Genomic DNA, 25756 nt, shown 5'->3' with positions numbered 1-25756 from the left:
ATAGCTTCTTTTCTTATTTATAGTTTAAATTGAGTCGAAATTGAGGTAAATGATGGAAAAATTAAGAGACTATATCGCCTTTGACTTAGAATTCAATCAACACGAAGGGGTTACCCATTTAATTCAGGTATCAGCAGTTCGCTTTCAAGATGGTCATGAAATAGATGCCTTTGATTCTTATGTCCATAGTAGCGTGCCTTTAAAGAGTTTTATCAATGGTTTGACTGGAATCACAGCTGAAACCTTGAAAGATGCGCCAAAAGTAGAAAAAGTTTTAAAAGACTTTCAGGCTTTTGTTGGCAATTCACCTATCGTTGGATACAATGCATCCAAGAGTGATTTACCTATTCTCTTGGAGCATGGCTTGGACTATCGTGACCAGTACAAGGTCGACCTATATGATGAGGCTTTTGAACGTCGTAGTTCCGACCTACACGGCATAGCTAATCTCAAACTGCAAACTGTGGCGAATTTTTTAGGGTTTAAAGGTCAATCGCATAATAGTTTAGAAGATGCTCGCATGACAGCGCGTGTTTATGAAGCCTTTTTGGAGTCTGACGAAGGAAAACTATTATTAGAAGAACAGAGTAATCTATCCATGAATCCCTTTGGTGGGCTAGACTTATCTCAATTTCTAGACTAGGAGTGCCTATGAAACCTGAAAAACCTAAAAAACTAGGTTTTAGGAAAATTTACCTCAACCTAGATAAAGTTCTCTTCCTCTTTTTCTTAATTTTCATGATGGTGGAATATCTGTGGTTACCTCTCAATTCTTGGCTTGCTGGTCTTTTACTCAGCCAGACGGGCTATTTGTTTATTTCTTACAATAATATTTTTGCTATCATCACGAGTTCTCCTTTAATCAGTCTGGCTTTTCTCGTCTTGATTGTAATCAATTTTTTGGTGGCCTATTTCCAGATTTGCCTCCTCTTTATTGGGGCGCGTCACCTTCTCTACCACGAAAAGAGAACCTTGATTGAGTACAGTCGCAAAGTTTTCCAGCAAAGTTTTCTATTCATGAAACGCTTGAGCTTCTGTAAGATGGCCTTTGTATTCTTCTACGTAGCCATGCTCTTTCCTTTCATCAGGAAAATTTTAAAAATTTATTACTTAAATAAAATCGTTATTCCAGACTTTATCGTGACTTATCTGGAAGACAAGCACTGGCTAGTAGGCTTGATGATTTTTGCATCTGCTTGGATTTTGCTCTATGTGTCTGTCCGACTCATGTTTGCCCTTCCGAAGATTCTCTTTGAAAAGAGGACTGTGAGAGAAGGAGTAAAATATAGCCTACAAAAGACAAAAAAACAAGTTCTCTTTTATGCTTGGAACTTGCTACTCATTATTATTAAAACCTATCTCTTTTTCTTCCTTCTCTTGACTCCCTTGCTAATAGGACAGATTGTAATTGACAATTTAACACAGAAAGAATCACTGATTCTTGGAGTTATCAACTTTGTCTTGATAAAAAACATCCACTATATGGCCTTGACCTATTTCCTTGTTAAGTTTGTCTCCTTTTTGACAGGTGAGGAACTGGAGATTATGCCAAGAAGAAAAAAAGACCATTTGATGAGATGGGGAGTTATGGGCTGCGCTAGTATCTTTTTTGCGCTGGAAGGTTATATCTATCTGGAAGCTCCTGTGACAAATACCCCTTTAGTCATTTCACATAGGGGTGTTTCAAATAAAAATGGTGTACAAAACACTGTACAGTCTTTGGAAAAAACAGCGCAACTGAAACCAGATTTGATTGAAATGGATGTACAGGAGACCAAAGATGGTCAGTTTGTGATGATGCATGACGCCAATCTTAAGAACTTAGCAGGTATCAATGCCAGACCTCAAGACTTGACTTTGGAGGAGTTGACAGGGTTAGATATTTCTGAAAATGGCTATCGAACCAAAATATCTAGTTTTGATGACTATCTCAATCGCGCGAATGAACTTCATCAAAGATTGTTGATTGAAATCAAAACCAGTAAAAAAGACAGTCCACAAATGATGGAACGTTTTCTAGAGAAGTATGGAACGATTATCAAGCAGTATGGTCATCAGATGCAATCACTAGACTATCATGTGATTGACCAAGTTTTGAAATATGATTCGACTATTCCAGCTTATTTCATCTTGCCTTATAATAGTATTTTCCCAAAAACCAAGGCAACGGGCTATACTATGGAGTATTCAACATTGGATGAATATTTTGTCACTAAACTTTGGTATACAGAACAAAAGCTTTACGTATGGACCATCAATAGCTCTGACGCACTTGATAAATCGTTGCAGTTGTCAGTGGATGGGATGATTACAGATGACATGGAAATGCTACAGGAGACTTTAGCAGCAGCTCAGGAAGATCCAGAATACACCGATCTCCTTTTGAAAAAAGCTACGGAGTTCTTTAATTTCTAACAGAGAAAAAAAGGAGAAGTGAACCTTCCTCCTTTTTCTGTAGGTGATTAGAATGGTAATTTTCCAGCGAAAGCACCTAATTTTTTCTTAGTCGTTTCGTCGATTTGTTCTAGAGCAGCGTTGATGGCTTGAACGGTCATATCAGACAAGGTTTCTAGATCTTCTGGATCTACAACTGCTGGACTGAAGTCAATACTAACAACTTTTTTATCTCCAGTTAAGGTCGCTTGGACAAGGTCTTGAGCAGATTTTCCAACAAATTGCATAGCAGCGAGTTCTGCTTGGCTTTGTTCCATTTGTTTTTGAAGTTTTTGTGCTTGACGCATCATGTTTTGCATGTTCATCATAGTGATTTACAGTTTCCTTTTTCTATTATTTTCTTTTTTTATTTTATCAATTTTAGGGGTAAAAGTCTATTATTAGTTTTAGATAGCTAATATTAAATTTTCTGACAATTTGTTGAAAAACTAAGGAAAGGATGGTATAATGGAACGTAAAATAAATTCAGGCTTCCTGAACCAATAGGAGTAACTAATGAAAAAACTAGGTGTTGTCCTTTTATCTTCAGCCTTGCTATTGACAGCATGTGCAGTCCGTTTTGAAAAATCAACCGAGAAAAATGATTCCTCTAAGGTGACAGCTTTATCAGATGACAAACAAAAATTGCTTGATAAGGCAACCGCAGATTATAAGACTTTTGTTCAAGGACAAATTGACAAACTCTTAACGGATACAGAAGGATTTGTCCAGCTTTTAAAAGACGGAAAATTGGAGGAAGCCAAGAAAGCTTATCCGCTTGTTCGTATGGCTTACGAACGCTCCGAGCCAATCGCTGAGAGTTTTGGTGAATCTGATGTTAAGATTGACTTTCGTCTAGCAGACTATGTGGATGAAAATAAGACCGAGGAAGGTTGGTCAGGTTTCCACCGTATCGAACGGATCCTCTGGGAAGAAAACACAACTAAGGGAACCGAAAGTTATGGTGATCAGCTTGTCAATGATATCAAAGAGTTGAAGGCTAAGGTAGCGACTGTTGAAGTAGATCACAAGATTATGTTGACTGGAGCAGTTGACTTGCTTAACGAAGTGGCGACAAGCAAGATTACGGGTGAAGAGGAAATCTACTCTCATACAGATTTGTACGACTTCCGCGCTAATATCGAGGGAGCTGAAAAGATATTCCAACTCTTTAAACCTTTACTAGAAAAATCAGATGCTGCTTTAGTTAAAGAATTAGAAGCTGATTTCAAATCTGTTAATAGCTTGTTGGACAAACATATGACAGACAAGGAACACTATAAACTCTATACAGATTTGACAAAAGAAGATACCAAAGAATTGGCTGAAGCCGTGACAAAACTTGGTGAACCTCTATCACAAATGGGCAAATTTCTTGATGGAGAATAAGCAGTATGACTAAGAAAGACGAAAAGTTTTTTGAGAAAAAAATGGACCGTCGAGAATTTCTAAAAAAAGCGGGTATTGGAGGTGCTGGTCTAGCACTTGGTCTCTCTGGTGCCTCCGCTTTTTTAGCGCCTAAGCTAGACAAGCAGGAAAAAATCTCGTACGGTAATGAAAAGATTGACTTTTATGGGAAACACCAAGCGGGTATCACGACCCCTATGCAGAAGAATATCTATTTTGTTGTCCTAGATTTGCATACTACAGATAAAGATAAGATTATCCAGCTTTTTAAGGATTGGACGGATTATAGTGCCAAGTTGGTAGAAGGAGAATTGGTAAAAAAAGATGGTCAGAATGCCCTCTTGCCTCCTAGTGATACTGGAGAAACCGTGGGGCTAAATCCACATCGTTTAACGCTGACTTTTGGTGTGTCTGCTAGTTTCCTGAAAAAGATGAATTTGGAGAACAAGCGTCCTCAACTTTTTAGGGATTTTCCACCCTTTCCAAAGGAGCAACTGCGTGAAAAATATACTGGGGGAGATATTGTTATCCAAGCCTGTGCAGATGACGAGCAAGTTGCTTTTCATGCTATTCGCAACCTCATTCGTAAAGGGAGAAATGCAGTGACCCTCCGTTGGAGCCAATCTGGATTTGCTGCTATTGGGGATCGTATGGAGACACCACGCAACCTTTTTGGTTTCAAAGATGGAACAGCTAATGTGACCAAAGAAAAGGATTTTGATCGTGTTGTCTGGGCCGACAGCAAGGACTGGATGGAAAATGGATCCTATATGGCCGTTCGTCGCATCCAGATGTTTCTCGATACCTGGGACCGAACCAATCTTGAAGAGCAAGAAAATACCTTTGGTCGCTACAAGGAAAGTGGCGCTCCCTTTGGTAAGAAGAATGAGTTTGATGAAGTAGATTTGAGCCTTTTACCAGATGATTCGCATGTTCGATTAGCCAAAGAGGTAGATAAGCCACTCTTACGACGATCCTATTCATACTCAGATGGCATTGATGATAAGACTGGACAATTTGACACAGGTTTACTCTTTATCTCTTTCCAAAAGGATCCAGATCATTTTGTCAAGGTTCAAACCAACCTCGGAGCTACAGACAAGATGAATGAGTATGTAACCCACATCGGTAGCGGTCTTTTTGCCTGCTTTGGTGGAGTAGAGAAAGGAGGCTATATTGGTCAGAAATTATTGGAAGATTAACATTTGTTTCTTGGCTTTGTCTTTTCTCTTGTTAGCTAGTTCTCCTGTCGGTGCGAAGGAAAGTCTGAGTTCTTATTTTGTAAAGATTACCGATGCCTCTCAGGCTGTAAAAAATGGAAATCAGGCAGAAGCCAAGGCCCTAGTTAGAGAAATGGCGACGGATTTTGAAAAAGTAGAACATGCTGATTCAGATGCTGGAAAGGTTGTTAAGGAAAAACTTGCCCTGTCAGGAGAGATTAGTGAAGAAAATCTGACACAGATCTCCTCTGCTCTTCTAGCTTTTGAAAAAGAGCAAAATCCAGTAGATCTTGATGCCGAAAAGGAAAAACTTGTCAGTCGCTTAAGACCACGTTTTGAGACTTTGGATAAGGCAATTTCTTCAAAAGATATAGAGCAAGTCAGAGAAGCCTATAAAAAAATGAATTCAACTTGGACGATCAATGAAAGTGTCGTCCGCAACAACAGTACAACACATTACGGTCAAGTAGAAACTGCTATCTCTTTCTTACGCAGTAGTATTGAAATGGAGCCGACAGATTATGACGCTATCCAGTCTTCTTTTAATGACTTAAAAACTGCCATCGATAACTTCGTGGCTGGTAAAGAAGTGGCGACAAGTTCCTCTAATCTAAGTCTCAAAGATGGCATTTCCCTTCTCAAAAAAGCCTTGGAAGAATTTAAAGCTGGAAACCTGACGGCAGGGACAGCTGCCATGAAAGAGTTTATTACTATCTGGCCAACGATTGAGGGTTCTGTTAGCACGACCAATCCTTCCCTCTATACACGAGTCGAAAGCGAAAGTCCTGTAATCATGGTCAAGGGAAGTGAGAAGGAATATCAAGAAAAATTAGAAAAACTGATTGCGGATTTATCTCAAATTGATACGACTGCAAGCTACAATGCTTTTGATGCCATGCTCATTCTCTTACGTGAAGGAGTAGAGGCCCTCTTAATCGTCATGGCCTTAGTCACAACTCTAAAATCAGCCAAGATGCGCAAAGGACTCAAGTGGGTATATGGTGGAGCACTATCAGGAATAGCTGCGAGTCTAGTGATTGCATTTATACTACAAATTGCCTTTCCTGCAGTAACATCAGGGGCCAATCGAGAAATCATCGAAGGAGTTGTTGGTATTTTTGCAGTCGTTATGATGATTTTGATTGGTATCTGGCTTCACAGTAAATCCTCGGTCAAAAAATGGAATGATTTTATGGATAATCAAATGAAAACTGTGACCAAGACAGGTTCATTCATTTCCATGTTTGCTCTTAGTTTTCTAGCTGTTTTCCGTGAAGGAGCAGAGACCATTCTATTTTACGTAGGAATTTTACCGAGAATATCTCGTTTTGAGTTTATCCTAGGTATTTCTCTAGCTTTGTTAGTCTTGCTGATTATTGCATTTCTGATGAACAAAGCGAGTCAATTCTTCCTACCTCATAAGGTCTTCTTCATATTGACGTGGATGATTTATGCTCTTGCCTTCAAGATGCTTGGAGTTAGTGTGCATGCTCTGCAGCTGACAAATATGGCACCAAATCACCTGCTATCAAGTTTCCCAACTATCGACCTATTTGGCATCTATCCAAGTTGGGAAGGTTTGGGAAGTCAGCTAGTATTTTTGATAATTGTTTTGGTTGTCACATTGAGACAGGGTGAAAAGTAGATGGATACAAAAGAATTGACAATCGTTGAACATCTGATAGAATTTAGAAAGAGGTTCATTGCTGTTATAGCCTGCTTTTCTATAGTCTTTTGTGGAGCTTTATTGTTTGCTGATCAGCTTTATTACTACCTGACTCAGTCCTTTAATCAAAAGTTGATTGTATTAGGTCCAAATGACATTCTGTGGATTTATTTGCGCTTGGCGAGTCTGATGTCCTTTACTATTACGCTACCTTTTACAGTATACCAGATTTGGAGTTTTATCAAACCAGGATTAAAAAAAGAAGAAGCAAGAGCAATTTTTGCTTATATTCCAGCTAGTTTTATTTGCTTTTTACTTGGACTAGCCTTTGGATTCTACTTTGTGACACCAGCCTTACTTCAAGTGCTTTTAGGTCTTGGGGAAGGATTATTTGAAACTCAATTAACGGCGCAGAACTACTTAGCCTTTGTTTTTCAAACAACCCTACCCTTGGGTTTCATCTTTGAATTGCCTGTCATCATCGCTTTTTTAACGTCGATTGGCTTGATTGGACCAGGTTTCTTAGTTACCTATCGCCGTTATGCATACTTTATTTTATTGGTACTAGCTGTTATCTTGACACCCGCTGATTTTATCAGCGATCTAGCTATGACTGTTCCTTTAATCTCGCTCTATGAGCTTAGTATTGCAATTAGCAAGAGTATTATAAAGAAAAAAATGAAAGGAGAAAAGAATGGGAATCTTACGTGATATCGGTGCTCCAGGATTGATTATCATTGTTCTAGGTGCACTCTTAATCTTTGGACCAAAACGATTACCAGAACTTGGTGAATCAATCGGTAAAATGCTGTCTGAGTTTAAAAAGGCAGTTAAAGGAGTTGGTGACCAAGATCAGGAAAAGTAATCTATTCCATAATCATAAATAAAAACAAGAAAGTTAGGAACTGTAGCTGTTTAGGCCTAGGTGAGCAGTTTCCTAGCTTTTTATTGTATTCTTAAAAGTGATTTTAAGTTTTCTTTAAGGTTTGTATTATACTCTGAAGAACTCTATATTAACCGAATGTTGAGTAAAAAAATATAGAGGGAAATCTAATTTTATTTCTCAAATAGATAGTTTTCGGTCTTTTCTTCATGATAGAGGCAGATTGTGATATAATAGATGGTAATGAGTTTTTTAGAATAAACTAAAGGAGAATATATATGATCTATGCAGGAATCCTAGCCGGAGGAACTGGCACACGCATGGGAATCAGTAATTTACCAAAACAATTCTTGGAGTTGGGTGATCGACCTATTTTGATCCACACAATTGAAAAATTCGTCTTAGAACCAAGTATTGAAAAAATTGTAGTTGGAGTTCATGGAGATTGGGTGTCACACGCTGAGGACCTAGTTGACAAGTATCTTTCTCTCCACAAGGATCGCATCATCATTACCAAGGGTGGTGCTGATCGAAATACCAGTATCGAGAAGATTATTGAAGCTATTGATGCCTATCGTCCAATCACTCCAGAAGATATTGTGATTACCCACGACTCTGTTCGTCCATTTATCACACTTCGCATGATTCAGGACAATATCAAGCTTGCTCAAGATCATGATGCGGTTGACACAGTAGTAGAAGCGGTTGATACCATTGTTGAAAGTACCAATGGTCAGTTTATCACTGATATTCCAAATCGTGCTCACCTTTATCAAGGCCAAACACCTCAGACTTTCCGTTGTAAGGATTTCATGGATTTGTATGGTTCCCTATCTGATCAAGAAAAGGAAATCCTGACGGATGCATGTAAGATTTTTGTTATCAAAGGGAAGGATGTTGCCCTAGCTAAAGGGGAGTATTCAAACCTTAAAATCACAACAGTAACAGACTTGAAAATCGCGAAAAGCATGATTGAGAAAGACTAAGGCTATGATTAATCAAATTTATCAACTGACCAAACCAAAGTTTATCAATGTAAAATATCAAGAAGAAGACATTGATCAGAAGAATCATATCCTTATTCGTCCAAATTATATGGCGGTTTGTCATGCGGATCAACGTTACTATCAAGGGAAACGCGATCCAAAGATATTGGCTAAAAAGCTCCCAATGGCCATGATTCACGAATCTTGTGGGACTGTTATTTCCGATCCAACTGGGACTTATGAAGTCGGTCAAAAGGTAGTTATGATTCCCAATCAACCGCCTATGCAGAGTGACAAGGAATTCTACGAGAACTACATGACAGGAACCTACTTCCTATCTAGTGGTCACGATGGTTTTATGCGAGAATTTGTCTCTCTTCCAAAAGACCGAGTCGTTTCTTATAATGACATTGAGGACACAGTTGCAGCCATTACAGAGTTTGTAAGTGTTGGTATGCATGCTGTGGATCGATTCCTGCATCTTGCTCATAGCAAGCGAGAGCGCATCGCTGTTATTGGAGATGGTAGTTTGGCCTTTGTGGTTGCCAATATTATCAATTACACACTACCGGAAGCAGAGATTATCGTTATTGGTCGCCATTGGGAAAAACTGGAGCTCTTCTCTTTTGCAAAAGAGTGCTACATTACTGATAATATCCCAGAGGATTTGACCTTTGATCATGGATTTGAGTGTTGCGGTGGTGATGGCACAGGTCCAGCTATCAATGACTTGATTCGCTATATTCGTCCACAGGGAACGATTCTCATGATGGGAGTGAGCGAATACAAGGTTAATATCAATACACGAGATGCTTTGGAAAAAGGATTGTTATTAGTAGGCTCATCTCGTTCAGGACGCGTCGATTTTGAGAAGGCTATTCAAATGATGGAAGTCAAAAAGTTTGCAAATCGTCTGAAGAATATCCTTTATATTGAAGAGCCTGTGAGAGAAATCAAGGACATTCACCGTGTCTTTGCTACAGACCTTAATACTGCTTTTAAAACAGTATTTAAGTGGGAAGTGTAGAAGATGGAGGTTAATTGTGGAGAAACTCATCAAAGAAAAAATTTCTTCTTTACTATCTGATGAAGAGGAAGTACTCAGTGTTGAACAGTTGGGAGGCATGACCAACCAAAACTATTTGGTCAAAACAACCAACAAACAGTATATTGTGAAATTTTTTGGTAAAGGGACTGAAAAACTCATCAATCGTCAAAATGAAAAGTATAATCTTGAACTTTTAGAGGATTTAGATTTAGATGTTAAAAATTATCTCTTTGATATTGAGTCAGGGATCAAAGTAAATGAATACATCGAATCAGCAGTAACTCTAGATTCAACATCAATTAAGTCCAAGTTTGAAAAGATTGCACCAATTTTACAAACCATCCACGCTTCAGGGAAAGAATTAAGAGGAGAGTTTGCTCCTTTTGAGGAAATCAGCAAATATGAATCCTTGATTGAGGGAGCTATCCCTTATGAAAACTATGAAGCTGTAAGAAAAGATGTATTTTCACTAGAAAAGAGATTGGCTGATTTGGGTGTTGATAGAAAGTCCTGTCACATCGATTTGGTACCAGAAAACTTTATCGAGTCACCACAAGGTCGTTTGTATTTGATTGACTGGGAATACTCTTCTATGAATGACCCAATGTGGGATTTGGCAGCTCTTTTCTTAGAGTCTGAATTTACAAATCAGGAAGAAGAAGATTTCCTAACCTACTATGAGAGTGACAAAACTCCAGTATCTCGTGAAAAGATTCGAATCTATAAAATTTTGCAAGATACTATCTGGAGTTTGTGGACAGTGTACAAAGAAGATCAAGGCGCTGACTTTGGAGATTATGGTGTGAGTCGTTACAAAAGAGCTGTTGACGGTCTGACTTATTATGGAGGTTTGGATGAAGAATAAAAATGGTGTCTCTTTCGGTCTGCTCTCGGGTATCTTCTGGGGACTAGGTCTGACAATTAGTTCTTATATCTTTTCAATTTTTACCAATCTTTCCCCTTTTGTAGTGGCAGCGGCACATGACTTTTTGAGTATCTTTATTCTATTAGCTTTTCTTTTGGTAAAAGAAGGAAAAGTTCGACTCTCGATTTTTCTAAATATTCGAAATGTCAGTGTTATTATCGGAGCCTTGCTAGCTGGTCCCATTGGCATGCAGGCCAATCTTTATGCGGTTAAGTATATCGGTAGTTCTCTTGCATCTTCAGTATCAGCTATCTACCCAGCAGTTTCTGTTTTACTAGCATTTTTCATTTTGAAACACAAGGTATCTAAGAATACTGTGTTTGGTATTTTGTTGATTATCGCAGGTATTATTGCCCAGACTTACAAAGTTGAGCAGGTTAATTCTTTTTATATCGGAATTCTTTGTGCATTAGTTTGTGCCATCGCTTGGGGAAGTGAAAGTGTCCTCAGCTCCTATGCTATGGAAAGTGAATTAAGTGAAATTGAAGCCTTACTAATCCGTCAAGTAACTTCATTCTTGTCCTATCTTGTGATTGTGCTCTTTTCTCACCATTCATTTGCAGAAGTGGCAGATGGACAATTGCTGGGTTTGATGTTAGTCTTTGCAGCATGTAATATGATTTCTTACTTAGCTTACTATATTGCTATCAATCGTCTGCAGCCAGCAAAAGCAACTGGTTTGAACGTAAGCTATGTCGTTTGGACAGTATTGTTCTCAGCAATGCTTTTAGGAACACCACTCGATATGGTGACCATTATTACATCGCTTGTTGTCATGGCTGGTGTTTATATTATTATTAAAGAATAAAGGAGAATAGCGTGAAAGCAATTATCTTGGCAGCGGGGTTGGGAACTCGTCTGCGTCCTATGACTGAAAATACCCCCAAAGCCTTGGTTAAGGTCAACCAAAAACCTTTGGTAGAATACCAAATCGAGTTTTTGAAAGAGAGAGGAATTGATGAGATTATTATCGTTGTTGGCTACCTCAAAGAACAATTTGACTACCTAAAAGAAAAATATGGTGTTCGTTTAGTCTTCAACGACAAGTATGCTGATTACAACAACTTTTACTCACTTTACCTTGTAAAAGAAGATTTAGCTAACAGCTATGTTATTGATGCGGATAATTATCTTTTCAAAAATATGTTTAGAAATAATCTTGAACGTTCTACCTATTTCAGTGTTTATCGTGAAGACTGTGAGAATGAATGGTTCTTGGTTTATGGTGATGACTATAAAGTTCAAGACATCATCGTTGATAGCAAGGCTGGTCGTATTCTGAGCGGCGTATCATTCTGGGATGCTCCAACTGCAGAAAAGATTGTTGGTTTTATTGACAAAGCCTATGCAAGCGGCGAATTTGTTGATCTCTATTGGGACAATATGGTTAAGGATAATATCAAAGAATTAGATGTCTATGTCGAAGAATTAGAAGGCAACAGCATCTATGAAATCGATAGTGTTAAGGACTATCAAAAGCTAGAAGAAATTTTATCTTCCATTAATTAAATAACATTAGAATTAGTAACAAAAAGACCCATGTTGGTCTTTTTTTGTTTGAAATGCAAGAAAATAGAATTTAAAAAGATTGTTTGATAATGATTGTAATTAATTAACAAAACACAATCAACAAAAAAGAAACAAAATAAAACAAAAAGTATTGACAACGATTTCATATAGTGTTATACTTATAACGTAAAAGTTAATTGAAAGAAGGGAAACTGTTATGGGATTAGATCATTTCTTTGACAAAGACCTCGTGTTTTGCTTAGAAGCGGATAATCAAGAACAACTCTTTAATCAGGTTGCAAGTTTGTTGGAAGAACGAAAAATAGTAACTCCAACTTATCGTGAAGCCTTGATCACGCGTGAAAAGTCATTTCCGACTGGCTTAGATATGGAATTTCTGGGGAAGGACTTGCCAAACGTAGCGATTCCTCATACAGATATTGTTCATAATCTGGCTGAGAAAGTGGTGGTTGTTCGATTAGAAAAACCAGTAACTTTTCACAATATGATTGCTCCTGATAAGGAAGTGGAAGTTTCTTTACTCTTCTTTATCATTAACAATTCAAGTTCGAGTCAAACCAACATTCTTGCTCAGTTGATGGACTTCTTTACAGGGAATGGTCATCTAGAAGATTTATCAAATATTTCTGAACCAGAAGCCTTGTATTCCTATATCTCTGAAGCAACAGCTTAAATCGTACATTATAAAAAATAAATCGGAGGAAATCCAAATGATTAAAATTCTTGCTGCCTGCGGTGCAGGTGTTAACTCAAGTCACCAAATTAAAAGTGCCCTTGAAGAAGAACTCGCAAATCGCGGTTACGATGTTCACTGCGATGCAGTTATGGTAAAAGATGTAAACGAAGACCTTATCAAAGGCTACGATATCTTTACACCAATCGCTGCAACAGATCTTGGCTTTGAACCAGGTATTCCAGTTATCGAAGCTGGACCAATCTTGTTCCGTATTCCAGCAATGAGCGCTCCAGTATTTGACAATATTGAGGCAGCTATCAAAGAACACGGACTAAGCTAATTATTATTTTGTAAGATTCCATAAAAATAAAGGGAGGAACTATTATGGATGTCATTATCGAACTAGCCAATAAGATTTTCAAGCCAGTCTTGGAAATGGGTGGTCCTATCATCATGCTGATCATCTTGACAGTATTGGCTCTACTTTTTGGAGTGAAATTCTCCAAAGCGCTTGAAGGTGGTATCAAACTTGCCATCGCTCTTACTGGTATCGGTGCTATCATCGGTATGCTCAACGGAGCTTTCTCAGCATCTCTTGCGAAATTCGTTGAAAACACTGGTATTCAATTGAACATCACTGACGTTGGTTGGGCACCACTTGCAACCATCACTTGGGGTTCTGCATGGACACTTTACTTCTTACTTGTGATGCTGATTGTCAACGTTGTGATGCTTGCAATGAAGAAAACGGACACACTTGACGTCGATATCTTCGATATCTGGCACTTGTCAATCACTGGTCTTTTGATTAAATGGTATGCAGACAACAACGGTGTAAGCCAAGGGGTTTCACTCTTCATCGCAACTGCAGCAGTTGTCCTTGTAGGTGTTTTGAAAATCATCAACTCTGACTTGATGAAACCAACATTCGACGACCTTCTTAATGCACCAAGTTCATCACCAATGACTTCAACTCACATGAACTACATGATGAACCCAGTTATCATGGTCTTGGATAAGATCTTCGATAAAGTATTGCCAGGTCTTGATAAATATGACTTTGACGCTGCAAAATTGAACAAAAAAATCGGTTTCTGGGGTTCTAAATTCTTTATCGGATTTATTCTTGGTATCGTTATTGGCTTGATGGGAACTCCACACCCAGTTGCTGGTGTAGAAGGAGCTGATAAATGGGAACTTGTTATTAAAGGTTGGTTGAGCCTTGGTTTGACTGCCGGTGTCTGCTTGGAGCTCTTCTCACTTATCGGATCTTGGTTCATCGCAGCTGTAGAACCACTTTCACAAGGTATTACAAACGTTGCTACTAAACGTCTTCAAGGACGTAAATTCAACATCGGTCTTGACTGGCCTTTCATCGCTGGTCGTGCTGAAATCTGGGCTTGTGCCAACGTGCTTGCTCCAATCATGCTAGTAGAAGCAGTGCTTCTTTCAAATGTCGGAAATGGTATCTTGCCACTTGCAGGTATCATCGCTATGGGTGTGACTCCAGCTCTCTTGGTTGTTACACGTGGTAAATTGCTCCGTATGATTATCTTCGGAACACTCTTGTTGCCACTCTTCCTTCTTTCAGGGACTCTTATCGCTCCATTTGCAACTGAACTTGCTAAGGGTGTAGGTGCCTTCCCAGAAGGTGTGAGTCAAACTCAATTGATTACTCACTCAACTCTTGAAGGACCAATTGAAAAACTATTTGGTTGGGCAATCGGTAATGCTACAACAGGTGATATTAAAGCAATCCTTGGTGCAGCAGCCTTCCTTGTATTCTATGTAGGTATCTTTGCTTGGTATAGAAAACAAATGATCAAACGTAACGAAGAGTACGCAGCAAATGCTAAATAATTCGCTCCTATAAAATGTAAATTGTGAAAACTAGGTTGTCAATTTCCGACATTGGGAGTGGCAACCTAGTTTTTTATAAACTATCAAGAAATCGGAGAAAATAATGGTAATTGAAATCAAATCAGACCAATTGACGGTCCAATTTAAAACTTTTGGTGGCGCCTTGTCATCAATCAAGGATCTAGATGGCATTGAGTATCTGTGGCAAGGAAATCCCACTTACTGGAGTGGACAAGCGCCAGTACTTTTTCCAATCTGTGGCTCTTTGAGAGAGGATACAGCCTTCTATAGCCACGAAGATGGAACGGAGACGAAAGGAAGCATTCCGCGTCATGGTTTAGTCCGTAAAAAAGAATTTGACTTAGTTGATCAAACAGAAAACAGTGTAACCTTTGCTATCAAAGATGATGAGAATACTTATCAAAACTATCCTTATCATTTCCGCCTTGAAATCACTTATCTAGTGATTGGCAAGACTGTTCGTACTCAATACAAAGTTTTCAATAGAGAAACTAATAAAGTAATGCCATTCTTTATAGGAGGACATCCAGGATTTAATTGCCCTCTGCTAGATGGCGAAACTTATGAAGATTACTATTTAGAGTTTGAAAAAGAAGAGACTTGCTCTGTTCCACGTCCTTTCCCAGAAACAGGAATGTTAGACTTACAAGATAGAAGTCCATGGTTGGATTCGCAAAAGGTAGTGGATCTCAGTTATGATCTGTTTAGTGTTGATGCAGTGACACTTGATGAGTTACAATCTAGAACAATTGCGCTTCGTTCGCGCAAGCATGAGAAGGGATTAAAAGTACACTTCCAAGAGTTCCCAAATCTCATCGTTTGGTCAACTCTAAATAAAGGTCCTTTCATCGCGTTTGAACCATGGTCTGGCTTGTCAACATCTCTTGAAGAAGGAGATCATTTAGAAGATAAGAAAAACGTTCGTCTCTTAAACCCCGGTCAAGTAGAACAGATTGACTTTGATATTCAAATCTTTTAGATAAAAAAATAAAACACAAAAACAAACATTTACTGTTGACTTTTTCTATAAATAGGAGTATATTATGTTTGTAAGCAACAAATGATGTTTGTAACAAACAAATAATCACTTGTTATATTCTCTTTCGAGGAGAAAGTTTATTTCTAGGAACTTTATTTCCTAGACTTGAATAGGCTATCGAACAGCTTATTCAATCAAATTTGTCAATAAACTGCTAGAAAGTCTTTTGTAGGTAAACTGCTAGCTATAAAAGTCTTTACTGGCCTAGAATAATAAAAAGGAGTAAACAATATGTCTATTGTTATCGGTGCAGATGCTGCAGGTTTGAGATTAAAAGAAGTTGTGAAAGACTTCTTGGAAAAAGAAAACTTCCACGTTGTGGATGTTACAGCTGAAGGTCAAGATTTTGTTGATGTGACTCTTGCTGTTGCTGCAGAAGTAAACAAAGAAGAACAAAATCTTGGTATCGTGATTGATGCCTATGGAGCTGGTCCATTTATGGTCGCAACTAAAATCAAAGGAATGGTTGCTGCAGAAGTTTCAGATGAACGTTCTGCTTATATGACTCGTGGACACAACAACTCACGTATGATTACTATGGGTGCAGAAATCGTTGGTGATGAATTGGCGAAAAACATTGCTAAAGGTTTTGTTAACGGCAAATACGACGGTGGTCGTCACCAAATTCGGGTCGATATGTTGAACAAAATGTGCTAATTAGATTATGGTAAGAAAGGTAAGATAAAAATGAGAATTGCAATTGGATGTGACCACATCGTAACAGATGAAAAAATGGCGGTTTCAGAATTTTTGAAATCAAAAGGATATGAAGTCATCGACTTTGGTACCTATGACCACACACGTACTCACTACCCAATCTTTGGTAAAAAAGTTGGTGAAGCCGTTACAAGCGGTCAAGCTGATCTTGGGGTATGTATCTGTGGTACTGGTGTTGGTATCAACAACGCTGTCAACAAAGTTCCAGGTGTCCGTTCTGCCTTGGTTCGTGATATGACAACAGCGCTTTACGCTAAAGAACAATTGAACGCTAACGTTATCGGTTTTGGTGGTAAAATCACTGGCGAATTGCTCATGTGCGACATCATTGAAGCTTTCATCAATGCTGAATACAAACCATCAGAAGAAAACAAAAAATTGATTGCGAAAATTGAGCACGTTGAAACTCACAATGCTCATCAAGCAGACGCAAACTTCTTTACAGAATTCCTTGAAAAATGGGATCGCGGTGAATACCACGACTAAGAGGTGACGCATGATTTTAACAGTCACAATGAATCCATCCATTGATATTTCTTATCCTTTGGATGAATTGAAAATTGACACTGTCAACCGTGTGGTGGACGTGACCAAGACAGCTGGTGGTAAAGGGCTCAATGTTACACGAGTTCTTTCAGAATTTGGTGATTCTGTTGCTGCTACTGGTTTGGTCGGTGGTAAACTTGGTGAGTTTTTAGTAGAGCATATCGACGATAAAGTATCGAAACGTTTCTTCTCCATTCAAGGAGAGACTCGTAACTGTATCGCTATTCTGCACGGAGACAACCAAACAGAAATCCTTGAAAAAGGGCCTGAAGTTCTGGAACAAGAAGGGCAAGATTTCTTGGCTCATTTCGAGAATCTTCTTGGCACAGTGGAAGTAGTTGCTATCTCTGGTAGTCTGCCAGCAGGTCTTCCAGTTGATTATTATGCGAGATTGGTAGAGCTTGCTAATCAAGCAGGGAAACCAGTTGTTCTAGACTGCTCAGGTGCTGCCCTTCAGGCGGTTCTTGAATCACCACATAAACCCACAGTTATTAAACCCAATAACGAAGAATTGTCTCAGCTTCTTGGGAAAGAAGTTTCTGAGGATTTGGATGAATTAAAAGAAGTTCTTCAAGAGCCTTTATTTGCAGGGATTGAGTGGATTATCGTGTCACTTGGTGCAAATGGTGCTTTTGCAAAACATGGGGACACTTTCTACAAGGTAGATATTCCTAGAATTCAGGTAGTCAATCCTGTCGGGTCTGGAGATTCTACTGTTGCAGGTATTTCATCAGGACTTCTTCATAAGGAATCTGATCAAGTACTTCTTATCAAGGCAAATGTCCTTGGTATGCTCAATGCTCAAGAAAAGATGACAGGTCATGTCAATATGGCTAACTATCAAGGTCTATACGACCAACTAATCGTAAAAGAGGTATAAAATGGCTTTAACAGAACAAAAACGCAAATATTTGGAAAAACTCTCTGACGAAAACGGCATTATCTCAGCTCTTGCCTTTGACCAACGTGGTGCTTTGAAACGCCTCATGGCTCAATACCAAACAGAAGAGCCAACAGTAGCTCAAATGGAAGAGCTCAAAGTCTTGGTTGCAGATGAATTGACAAAATATGCATCATCTATGCTCCTTGACCCTGAGTATGGTCTTCCAGCTACAAAAGCGCTTGATGCCAATGCTGGTCTTCTCCTTGCTTATGAGAAAACTGGCTACGACACAACAAGCACCAAACGCTTGCCTGACTGCTTGGATGTTTGGTCTGCAAAACGCATCAAAGAACAAGGTGCAGACGCTGTTAAGTTCTTGCTTTACTATGACGTAGACAGCGCTGATGAACTCAACCAAGAAAAACAAGCCTACATCGAACGTATTGGTTCTGAGTGTGTGGCGGAAGATATTCCATTCTTCCTTGAAATCTTGGCTTACGATGAAAAAATCGCTGACGCAGGTTCTGCAGAATACGCAAAAGTGAAACCACACAAAGTTATCGGTGCGATGAAAGTCTTCTCAGACCCACGCTTCAACATCGATGTCTTGAAAGTAGAAGTTCCAGTCAATGTTAAATACGTTGAAGGCTTTGGCGATGGCGAAATCGTTCATACACGCGAAGAAGCAGCAGCCTTCTTCAAAGCGCAAGATGAAGCAACTAACTTGCCATACATCTATTTGAGTGCGGGAGTTTCAGCTAAACTCTTCCAAGAAACCCTTGTCTTTGCCCACGAATCAGGTGCAAACTTCAACGGAGTTCTTTGTGGCCGTGCAACATGGGCTGGATCAGTTGAAGCTTACATTAAAGATGGTGAGGCAGCAGCTCGTGAATGGTTGCGTACAACTGGATTTGAGAACATTGACGAACTTAACAAGGTTCTCCAAACCACAGCGACTTCATGGACTGAACGCGTGTAAGAAGCTCCTCCTAGTTTAGGAACATAAATCTAAAAAATTTAAAAAAAGTTGAATGTAAAGGTTTACAAAAAAACTTACTTGTGCTATACTTAAATCACAAGTTAATACAAGGTGAGTGTTACTAAGTAATATTAGGCATGATCACAGGTGAATTAGAGATCAAAAGATTTTCTAGTTCATTTGTGGTCATTTTTTATACTCATATACCATTAAGAGATAAAAGGAGGTTGCCATGTATCGAATTCTAAATCCAATGAATCACAACGTCTCTCTTGTCAGAAATGATAAGGGAGAAGAAGTGATTGTAATTGGTAAGGGGATTGCATTCGGAAAGAAGAAGGGGGATTTGATTGCTGAAAATCAGGTTGAGAAAATCTTTCGGATGAAGACCGAAGAGTCAAGAGAAAACTTTATGGCTCTCCTCAAAGATGTTCCGCTTGATTTTATCACAGTGACTTATGAAATCATTGATAAGCTATCAAAGAAATATCATTATCCGATTCAAGAGTATCTCTACGTAACCTTGACAGATCATATTTACTGCTCTTACCAAGCTCTAGCACAAGGAAGGTACAAGGATAGTAATCTGCCAGATATTTCCACTAAGTATCCTGTCGCTTTTCAAATCGCAAAGGAAGCCTTTGAAATCTATCGTCAGAAGTTGACAGAAAATTTCCCTGAAGACGAAATTATTCGGATTGCTTATCATTTTATCAATGCCGAAGGTGAGAATGAAGTGGAAGTTGTTGAGTCGATTGATAAGAGGAAAGAAATTCTCAGGAATGTTGAAGAAGTGCTAAAGGGTTATGCAATTCAACGAACCAAAGAGAATAATCATTTCTATGATCGTTTTATGATTCATCTCAACTATTTTTTGGATTATTTAGACCGTTCCAGAGATGATAATCAATCACTTCTGGATATGGAAGATCATATTAAACAATCCTATCCAAAAGCGTTCGAGATTGGTTCCAAGATCTATGATGTGATTACGCAACATACGGGTCTTGATTTGTATAAAAGTGAACGAGTTTATCTAGTTCTACATATCCAACGTTTATTGTCATAAAAATTTAATTAAAAATACATAAGGAGAATTCTATCATGAATAGAGAAGAAGTAACATTGTTAGGTTTTGAAATCGTAGCCTATGCTGGCGATGCTCGTTCAAAGCTATTGGAAGCCTTGAAGGCTGCTGAAGCTGGCGATTTTGCGAAAGCAGATAGCTTAGTCGAGGAAGCTGGTTCTTGCATTGCAGAGGCTCACCACGCGCAAACAAGTCTATTGACCAAGGAGGCAGCTGGTGAGGACTTAGCTTATAGTGTAACCATGATGCACGGTCAAGACCACTTGATGACTACCATTTTGTTAAAAGATTTGATGCACCATTTAATCGAACTCTACAAGAGAGGAGTTAAGTAATGAACAAACTAATTGCATTTATTGAGAAAGGAAAACCTTTCTTTGAGAAATTATCTCGTAATATCTACCTTCGTGCTATTCGTGATGGTTTCATTGCAGGGATGCCTGTTATTCTCTTCTCAAGTATCTTTATCTTGATTGCTTTTGTACCAAACTCATGGGGCTTTAAATGGTCTGATGATGTTGTTAATCTCCTCATGAAACCTTATAGCTATTCAATGGGGATTCTAGCTCTCTTGGTAGCTGGTACAACAGCTAAGTCATTGACCGACTCAGTAAACCGTAGCATGGAGAAAACCAACCAAATCAACTATATGTCAACACTTTTGGCTGCGATTGTTGGTTTGTTGATGTTGGCAGCTGATCCGATTGAAGGTGGCTTTGCAACAGGTTTCCTTGGAACAAAAGGGTTGCTTTCAGCCTTCCTTGCTGCCTTTGTTACTGTAGCCATCTATAAGGTTTGTGTTAAGAACAACGTCACTATTCGTATGCCTGACGAAGTTCCACCAAATATCTCACAAGTCTTTAAAGATGTGATTCCATTCACTCTATCAGTGGTTTCTCTTTATGCTCTTGATTTACTAGCTCGTCATTTTGTTGGTGCAAGCGTAGCTGAATCAATCGGTAAATTCTTTGCACCATTATTCTCTGCTGCTGATGGTTATCTAGGTATTACCATTATCTTTGGTGCCTTTGCCTTCTTCTGGTTTGTTGGTATCCACGGTCCTTCAATCGTCGAGCCAGCAATCGCAGCTATTACCTATGCAAATGCTGAAGTCAACTTAAACCTTCTTCAACAAGGGATGCATGCAGACAAGATCCTTACTTCAGGTACACAAATGTTTATCGTTACCATGGGTGGTACGGGTGCGACACTGGTTGTTCCATTCATGTTCATGTGGTTAACAAAATCAAAACGTAACCGTGCAATCGGACGTGCTTCAGTAGTTCCAACTTTCTTTGGTGTAAATGAACCAATTCTGTTTGGTGCACCGCTTGTATTGAACCCGATTTTCTTTATTCCATTTATCTTTGCGCCAATTGCCAACGTATGGATCTTTAAATTCTTCATTGAGACGCTTGGCATGAACTCATTTACAGCCAACCTTCCTTGGACAACACCAGGTCCGCTCGGTATTGTTCTCGGTACAAACTTCCAAGTTCTATCGTTCATTCTTGCTGCCCTTCTAATCGTTGTTGACATTGTCATTTACTATCCATTCCTTAAAGTCTATGATGAACAAATCCTTGAAGAAGAGCGTTCTGGTAAAGTCAATGATGAATTGAAAGAAAAAGTAGCAGCAAACTTCAATACTGCCAAAGCAGATGCTATTCTTGAAAAAGCAGGTGTAGAAGCAGCGCAAAACACAATCACTGAAGAAACAAATGTCCTCGTTCTCTGTGCTGGTGGAGGTACAAGTGGTCTCCTTGCAAATGCTCTAAACAAAGCAGCTGCAGAGTACAATGTCCCTGTCAAGGCAGCAGCTGGTGGCTATGGAGCTCACCGTGAAATGTTGCCTGAGTTTGATCTGGTTATCCTTGCTCCTCAAGTTGCTTCAAACTTTGAAGACATGAAGGCCGAAACCGACAAACTTGGTATCAAACTTGCTAAGACAGAAGGTGGCCAATACATTAAACTGACTCGTGATGGAAAAGGCGCTCTTGCCTTCGTTCAAGCGCAGTTTGAAGAATAAAATGTAAATACCAAAGAAGTGAGATGGAGGAACTCCTCCCAACTATATCCCCATCTCAGTTCTATTTCTTGAAAGGTGAATCAAATGACAAAAACACTTCCAAAAGACTTTATTTTTGGCGGAGCAACAGCAGCCTACCAAGCAGAAGGTGCTACACATACTGATGGTAAAGGGCCAGTCGCCTGGGACAAATACCTCAAAGATAACTACTGGTACACTGCTGAACCAGCCAGTGATTTCTATCACAAATACCCAGTTGACCTCAAACTTGCAGAAGAGTATGGTGTCAATGGTATCCGTATTTCAATCGCTTGGTCACGTATCTTTCCAACTGGTTATGGGAAGGTTAATGACAAGGGGGTTGAGTTCTATCATAAATTATTTGCAGAGTGCCACAAACGGCATGTTGAGCCATTCGTGACTCTTCATCACTTTGACACGCCAGAGGCGCTTCATTCAAACGGAGATTTCCTAAACAGAGAAAACATTGATCACTTTGTGGATTATGCAGCTTTCTGTTTTGAAGAATTTCCTGAAGTTAACTTTTGGACAACCTTTAATGAAATTGGGCCGATAGGGGATGGCCAGTATTTGGTTGGGAAATTCCCTCCAGGTATTCAGTACGACCTTGCCAAAGTCTTCCAATCTCATCACAATATGATGGTGTCGCATGCGCGTGCAGTAAAACTTTTCAAGGATAAGGGATATAAGGGTGTAATTGGTGTGGTTCATGCACTGCCTACTAAGTATCCTCTGGATCCTGAAAATCCTGCAGATATTCGTGCAGCTGAGTTAGAAGATATTATCCATAACAAGTTTATCCTAGATGCGACTTATCTAGGACGCTATTCCGACGAAACCATGGAAGGTGTCAACCATATCTTAGCAGTCAATGGTGGAAGTTTAGATCTGCGTGAAGAAGACTTCGCTGTGCTAGAAGCTGCAAAAGACCTGAATGACTTCCTTGGAATTAACTACTACATGAGTGATTGGATGCAAGCCTTTGATGGCGAAACAGAAATCATTCATAACGGTAAGGGTGAAAAAGGAAGCTCTAAGTATCAGATTAAGGGAGTTGGACGTCGAGTAGCTCCAGATTATGTGCCACGTACGGACTGGGATTGGATTATCTATCCTCAAGGTTTGTATGATCAAATCATGCGCGTGAAGAAAGATTACCCAAATTACAAGAAAATCTACATCACAGAGAATGGTCTCGGATACAAAGATGAGTTTGTGGATGGAACAGTCTACGATGATGGACGGATTGATTATGTTAAGAAACATATGGAAGTGATTGCAGATGCAATCTCCGATGGAGCCAATGTAAAAGGCTACTTTATCTGGTCGCTGATGGATGTCTTTTCTTGGTCAAATGGCTATGAAAAGCGTTATGGCCTCTTCTATGTTGATTTTGAAACCCAGGAGCGTTATCCAAAGAAATCGGCTCATTGGTACAAGAAACTAGCTGAGACGCAGATTATCGACTAAAACTAACAAAAAAATTCCCCACCAAGTGGCAGGGGAATTTTTTATGGTTTTGATAAAAGAATGGTTGTTTGTTTCGATAGATTTTCAAATGTCTCCTGACTCAGTTTGGAATCTGAAACGATTGTATCAATCTCTGAGATATTGTAGAAAGTGTAAAAATCAAACTTATTAAACTTACTGTGATCTGCCAGTAAGTATTTTTTATTGGCATTATTCAAGGCAATTCGTTGGGCTTCGCCCTCTTCCTCACTGAAAGTGGCAATAGCCTTATCCTTAATGCCATTACAGCTAACAAAAGCCTTAGAAAACTGAAGGTTGGTCAAATCCTGCAAGGTGAGTGTCCCCACAAAAGCACCAGTGATAGAGCGATAATTTCCACCAATCAAAATCAAATCTGTTAGTTTTCGTTCGTTTAGGATGAGAAAAACAGGAAGACTGTTTGTTACAACACGAATATTATCAATTGGGAGTTCACGAGCAAAACATTCTAAGGTTGTTCCTGGCCCGATAAAAATGGTTTCACCTTCGTCAATCAAATGACCTGCAAAACGGCTAATTTCTTGTTTTTCAGCAATCTGCAAGCCTTGTTTTTCAACATTTGAGCGTTCGTTGTTTAAGAGAGAACCTGTACGAAGTTTTTCAGCGCCACCGTGCACACGAACAAGCAAATCCTTATCTGCCAATTCTTGTAAGTAGCGGCGAGCTGTCATATCTGACACATCAAGACTCTCCATAATCTCTTTTACAGTAATAGTGCCTTTTGTGTTTACTGCTTCTAGAATACTATCTAGTTTTTCTTGCTTTAGCATCCTTATCACCTCGATTTCTACTATTATTATCTTACCATAAAACGCTCAATCAATCAAATAGAAAAAAACAAAATAAAACAAAAACAAAAATACCATGGTTGTTTTAAACAAACCATGATATTTTGAATGATTGGTCAAATTAAGTCCAAACCGTAGTTGTAATCCTCATCTTGCATAGCTTCAACTTCACCAAGGAGGTAACCATTTCCGACTTGAGAGAAGAAGTCGTGGTTAGAAGTCCCTGTTGAAATACCGTTCATGACGATAGGATTGACATCATCAGCTGAATCTGGGAAGAGGGGATCTTGTCCGAGGTTCATGAGAGCTTTATTGGCATTGTAACGAAGGAAGGTTTTGACTTCTTCGGTCCAACCAACACCATCATAGAGGCTTTCTGTATAGCCCTCTTCATTCTCGTAGAGGGTGTAGAGCAGGTCGTACATCCATTCTTTGAGTTTTTCTTGCTCCTCTTCAGGCAATTCGTTAAAACCAAGTTGGAATTTGTAACCAATGTAAGTTCCGTGAACAGACTCATCACGGATGATCAGTTTGATGATTTCCGCAACGTTGGCCAGTTTGTTGTTACCGAGATAGTAGAGTGGGGTAAAGAAACCAGAGTAGAAGAGGAAAGTTTCAAGGAAAACGCTGGCAATTTTCTTTTCTAGTGGGCTACCATTGAGATAGATTTCATTGATAATTTCCGCTTTTCTTTGTAGGTAGGGGTTAGTGTTGGTCCATTCAAAGATTTCTTCAATCTCAGCCTTGGTGTTTAAGGTAGAGAAGATAGAAGAATAGGATTTTGCATGGACAGATTCCATAAATTGGATGTTGTTAAAAACAGCTTCCTCATGCGGTGTACGGATGTCTGAACGAAGAGCCTGAACCCCTGTTTCTGATTGCATGGTATCCAAAAGGGTCAAACCACCAAAGACTTTTCCTACCAAGTCTTTTTCCTTGTTTGATAGTTTTCTCCAGTCGTCAAGGTCATTTGACAAGGGGATACGCGTGTCGAGCCAGAATTGCTCCGTCAACTTTTCCCAAGTTGATTTGTCGATGACATCTTCGATGGCATTCCAGTTAATGGCTTTGTAGTAAGTTTCCATGTTATAAAAATCCTTTTGAATTATTCATTCTCAGTTGTATTTAAAAGTTGTTTTATATAATTGTCATATTCCTCATCAATATCTTCTGTACTTTGATTATTTTCTTTTCTATTTTGTACTTCGACTAAGTAATTTTCTGTTTTTTGTTGAATAATTTGGTTGATTTCGTTGTTTGATGAGTTTTTTTTCTTGCTAGTTTGGAGTTTAGAAAGAAAATGTTTATATAGTTTTTGAAAACTGAGAGTAGTTATTGCACCTAGAACAGTCCCCAAAGAAATAAGTATAGTAGTTGCTTTTTTAGGTCCACCCCATAACTTTGTAAGTTGAGCCATTGTAGCATAATCCCATTTAACATCTTTTATAATTTTAATAGATTCTAAAATCAAATTTTTCATGTTGATTACCTCAGTGAGACTTC

General features: G+C 39.0%; 28 protein-coding genes. 24 read left to right on the top strand and 4 right to left on the bottom strand.

From position 1 onward, the window contains the following. Positions 1-52: 52 nt before the first annotated feature. Together HT680_RS04090 and HT680_RS04085 are read left to right on the top strand one after the other, a co-directional pair. Positions 53-643 carry a 3'-5' exonuclease gene (locus HT680_RS04090; RefSeq protein ID WP_173258429.1) on the top strand — a complete coding sequence of 197 codons (591 nt, stop codon included), beginning with the start codon at positions 53-55 and terminating at the stop codon, positions 641-643. 8 nt (positions 644-651) lie between these two features. After that, the gene (locus HT680_RS04085; protein WP_173258427.1) at positions 652-2415 is read left to right on the top strand and encodes a glycerophosphodiester phosphodiesterase; all 1764 of its coding nucleotides are present in this window, start codon (positions 652-654) and stop codon (positions 2413-2415) included. Positions 2416-2462: 47 nt separating this feature from the next. Here the strand turns inward: HT680_RS04085 and HT680_RS04080 are convergent, their stop codons facing one another. Next, positions 2463-2762: a YbaB/EbfC family nucleoid-associated protein gene (locus HT680_RS04080; protein ID WP_000981527.1), complete on the bottom strand. Its 300-nt coding sequence runs from the start codon at positions 2760-2762 to the stop codon at positions 2463-2465. A gap of 187 nt (positions 2763-2949) precedes the next feature. On the opposite strand from HT680_RS04080, the gene efeO reads away from it, so the two are divergent. The 22 genes from efeO (at position 2950) to lacG (ending at position 23426) form a co-directional block, all read left to right on the top strand. Then, complete coding sequence (gene efeO, locus HT680_RS04075) at positions 2950-3822, top strand: iron uptake system protein EfeO (protein WP_173258425.1); 873 nt, start codon at positions 2950-2952, stop codon at positions 3820-3822. A gap of 5 nt (positions 3823-3827) precedes the next feature. Next, on the top strand, positions 3828-5042 hold the full coding sequence (efeB, locus tag HT680_RS04070) for an iron uptake transporter deferrochelatase/peroxidase subunit (RefSeq protein ID WP_173258423.1): 1215 nt from the start codon (positions 3828-3830) through the stop codon (positions 5040-5042). Beyond that, positions 5017-6705: an FTR1 family protein gene (locus HT680_RS04065; RefSeq protein WP_173258421.1), complete on the top strand. Its 1689-nt coding sequence runs from the start codon at positions 5017-5019 to the stop codon at positions 6703-6705. The genes efeB and HT680_RS04065 overlap by 26 nt, the downstream gene beginning before the upstream one ends. Further along, positions 6706-7437 carry a twin-arginine translocase subunit TatC gene (tatC, locus tag HT680_RS04060; protein ID WP_173258418.1) on the top strand — a complete coding sequence of 244 codons (732 nt, stop codon included), beginning with the start codon at positions 6706-6708 and terminating at the stop codon, positions 7435-7437. Continuing rightward, positions 7421-7591 (top strand): twin-arginine translocase TatA/TatE family subunit, encoded by a 171-nt coding sequence (locus HT680_RS04055; RefSeq protein WP_038805334.1) that lies wholly within the window; start codon positions 7421-7423, stop codon positions 7589-7591. The genes tatC and HT680_RS04055 overlap by 17 nt, the downstream gene beginning before the upstream one ends. Before the next feature lie 296 nt (positions 7592-7887). Then, positions 7888-8595, top strand: a complete 708-nt coding sequence (locus HT680_RS04050; protein WP_084867179.1) for a 2-C-methyl-D-erythritol 4-phosphate cytidylyltransferase — start codon at positions 7888-7890, stop codon at positions 8593-8595. 4 nt (positions 8596-8599) lie between these two features. Then, positions 8600-9622, top strand: coding sequence for a ribitol-5-phosphate dehydrogenase (locus HT680_RS04045; protein WP_000609914.1), 1023 nt, complete (start codon positions 8600-8602; stop codon positions 9620-9622). Between the two features lie 16 nt (positions 9623-9638). Beyond that, a complete protein-coding gene (locus HT680_RS04040) occupies positions 9639-10508 on the top strand; it encodes a phosphotransferase (RefSeq protein ID WP_173258416.1) in 870 nt (289 codons plus the stop codon). Then, complete coding sequence (locus tag HT680_RS04035) at positions 10498-11376, top strand: DMT family transporter (RefSeq protein WP_038805329.1); 879 nt, start codon at positions 10498-10500, stop codon at positions 11374-11376. The genes HT680_RS04040 and HT680_RS04035 overlap by 11 nt, the downstream gene beginning before the upstream one ends. Before the next feature lie 11 nt (positions 11377-11387). After that, positions 11388-12077, top strand: coding sequence for a sugar phosphate nucleotidyltransferase (locus HT680_RS04030; protein ID WP_000643953.1), 690 nt, complete (start codon positions 11388-11390; stop codon positions 12075-12077). A gap of 217 nt (positions 12078-12294) precedes the next feature. Beyond that, positions 12295-12771: a PTS sugar transporter subunit IIA gene (locus HT680_RS04025; RefSeq protein ID WP_173258414.1), complete on the top strand. Its 477-nt coding sequence runs from the start codon at positions 12295-12297 to the stop codon at positions 12769-12771. 37 nt (positions 12772-12808) lie between these two features. Beyond that, entirely contained in the window at positions 12809-13114 is a 306-nt protein-coding gene (locus tag HT680_RS04020; protein WP_000590545.1) for a PTS sugar transporter subunit IIB, read from the top strand. Positions 13115-13158: 44 nt separating this feature from the next. Further along, positions 13159-14634, top strand: coding sequence for a PTS galactitol transporter subunit IIC (locus tag HT680_RS04015; protein WP_000382509.1), 1476 nt, complete (start codon positions 13159-13161; stop codon positions 14632-14634). 103 nt (positions 14635-14737) lie between these two features. Further along, entirely contained in the window at positions 14738-15634 is an 897-nt protein-coding gene (locus tag HT680_RS04010) for an aldose 1-epimerase family protein (protein ID WP_173258412.1), read from the top strand. Between the two features lie 291 nt (positions 15635-15925). Continuing rightward, positions 15926-16351: a galactose-6-phosphate isomerase subunit LacA gene (gene lacA, locus HT680_RS04005; RefSeq protein ID WP_000029276.1), complete on the top strand. Its 426-nt coding sequence runs from the start codon at positions 15926-15928 to the stop codon at positions 16349-16351. A 30-nt stretch (positions 16352-16381) separates the two neighbouring features. Then, positions 16382-16897, top strand: coding sequence for a galactose-6-phosphate isomerase subunit LacB (gene lacB / locus HT680_RS04000; RefSeq protein ID WP_001216921.1), 516 nt, complete (start codon positions 16382-16384; stop codon positions 16895-16897). A gap of 10 nt (positions 16898-16907) precedes the next feature. Beyond that, positions 16908-17837 (top strand): tagatose-6-phosphate kinase, encoded by a 930-nt coding sequence (locus HT680_RS03995; protein WP_173258410.1) that lies wholly within the window; start codon positions 16908-16910, stop codon positions 17835-17837. Position 17838: 1 nt separating this feature from the next. Beyond that, positions 17839-18819, top strand: a complete 981-nt coding sequence (gene lacD / locus HT680_RS03990; protein WP_173258408.1) for a tagatose-bisphosphate aldolase — start codon at positions 17839-17841, stop codon at positions 18817-18819. A gap of 232 nt (positions 18820-19051) precedes the next feature. Next, positions 19052-19888, top strand: a complete 837-nt coding sequence (locus tag HT680_RS03985; protein WP_049500740.1) for a transcription antiterminator — start codon at positions 19052-19054, stop codon at positions 19886-19888. 35 nt (positions 19889-19923) lie between these two features. After that, positions 19924-20241, top strand: coding sequence for a PTS lactose/cellobiose transporter subunit IIA (locus tag HT680_RS03980; RefSeq protein WP_001078323.1), 318 nt, complete (start codon positions 19924-19926; stop codon positions 20239-20241). Beyond that, positions 20241-21935 carry a lactose-specific PTS transporter subunit EIIC gene (locus tag HT680_RS03975; RefSeq protein WP_001037309.1) on the top strand — a complete coding sequence of 565 codons (1695 nt, stop codon included), beginning with the start codon at positions 20241-20243 and terminating at the stop codon, positions 21933-21935. Before HT680_RS03980 ends, HT680_RS03975 begins: the two co-directional genes overlap by 1 nt. Before the next feature lie 84 nt (positions 21936-22019). After that, positions 22020-23426 (top strand): 6-phospho-beta-galactosidase, encoded by a 1407-nt coding sequence (gene lacG / locus HT680_RS03970; RefSeq protein WP_173258406.1) that lies wholly within the window; start codon positions 22020-22022, stop codon positions 23424-23426. A gap of 41 nt (positions 23427-23467) precedes the next feature. Here lacG and HT680_RS03965 read toward each other — a convergent pair whose 3' ends face one another. The 3 genes from HT680_RS03965 to HT680_RS03955 form a co-directional block, all read right to left on the bottom strand. Beyond that, the gene (locus HT680_RS03965; RefSeq protein ID WP_000917582.1) at positions 23468-24235 is read right to left on the bottom strand and encodes a DeoR/GlpR family DNA-binding transcription regulator; all 768 of its coding nucleotides are present in this window, start codon (positions 24233-24235) and stop codon (positions 23468-23470) included. Positions 24236-24369: 134 nt separating this feature from the next. Then, complete coding sequence (nrdF, locus tag HT680_RS03960) at positions 24370-25338, bottom strand: class 1b ribonucleoside-diphosphate reductase subunit beta (RefSeq protein WP_000451377.1); 969 nt, start codon at positions 25336-25338, stop codon at positions 24370-24372. Positions 25339-25358: 20 nt separating this feature from the next. Further along, a complete protein-coding gene (locus HT680_RS03955) occupies positions 25359-25733 on the bottom strand; it encodes a hypothetical protein (RefSeq protein ID WP_173258404.1) in 375 nt (124 codons plus the stop codon). Between the last annotated feature and the right edge of the window lie 23 nt (positions 25734-25756).

Origin of the sequence: Streptococcus sp. 5905, from assembly GCF_013276505.1 — a bacterium.
GTDB lineage: Bacteria > Bacillota > Bacilli > Lactobacillales > Streptococcaceae > Streptococcus.
Note: the sequence above shows the minus strand (reverse complement) of the source record. Positions and strands in the feature narration are given on the sequence as shown.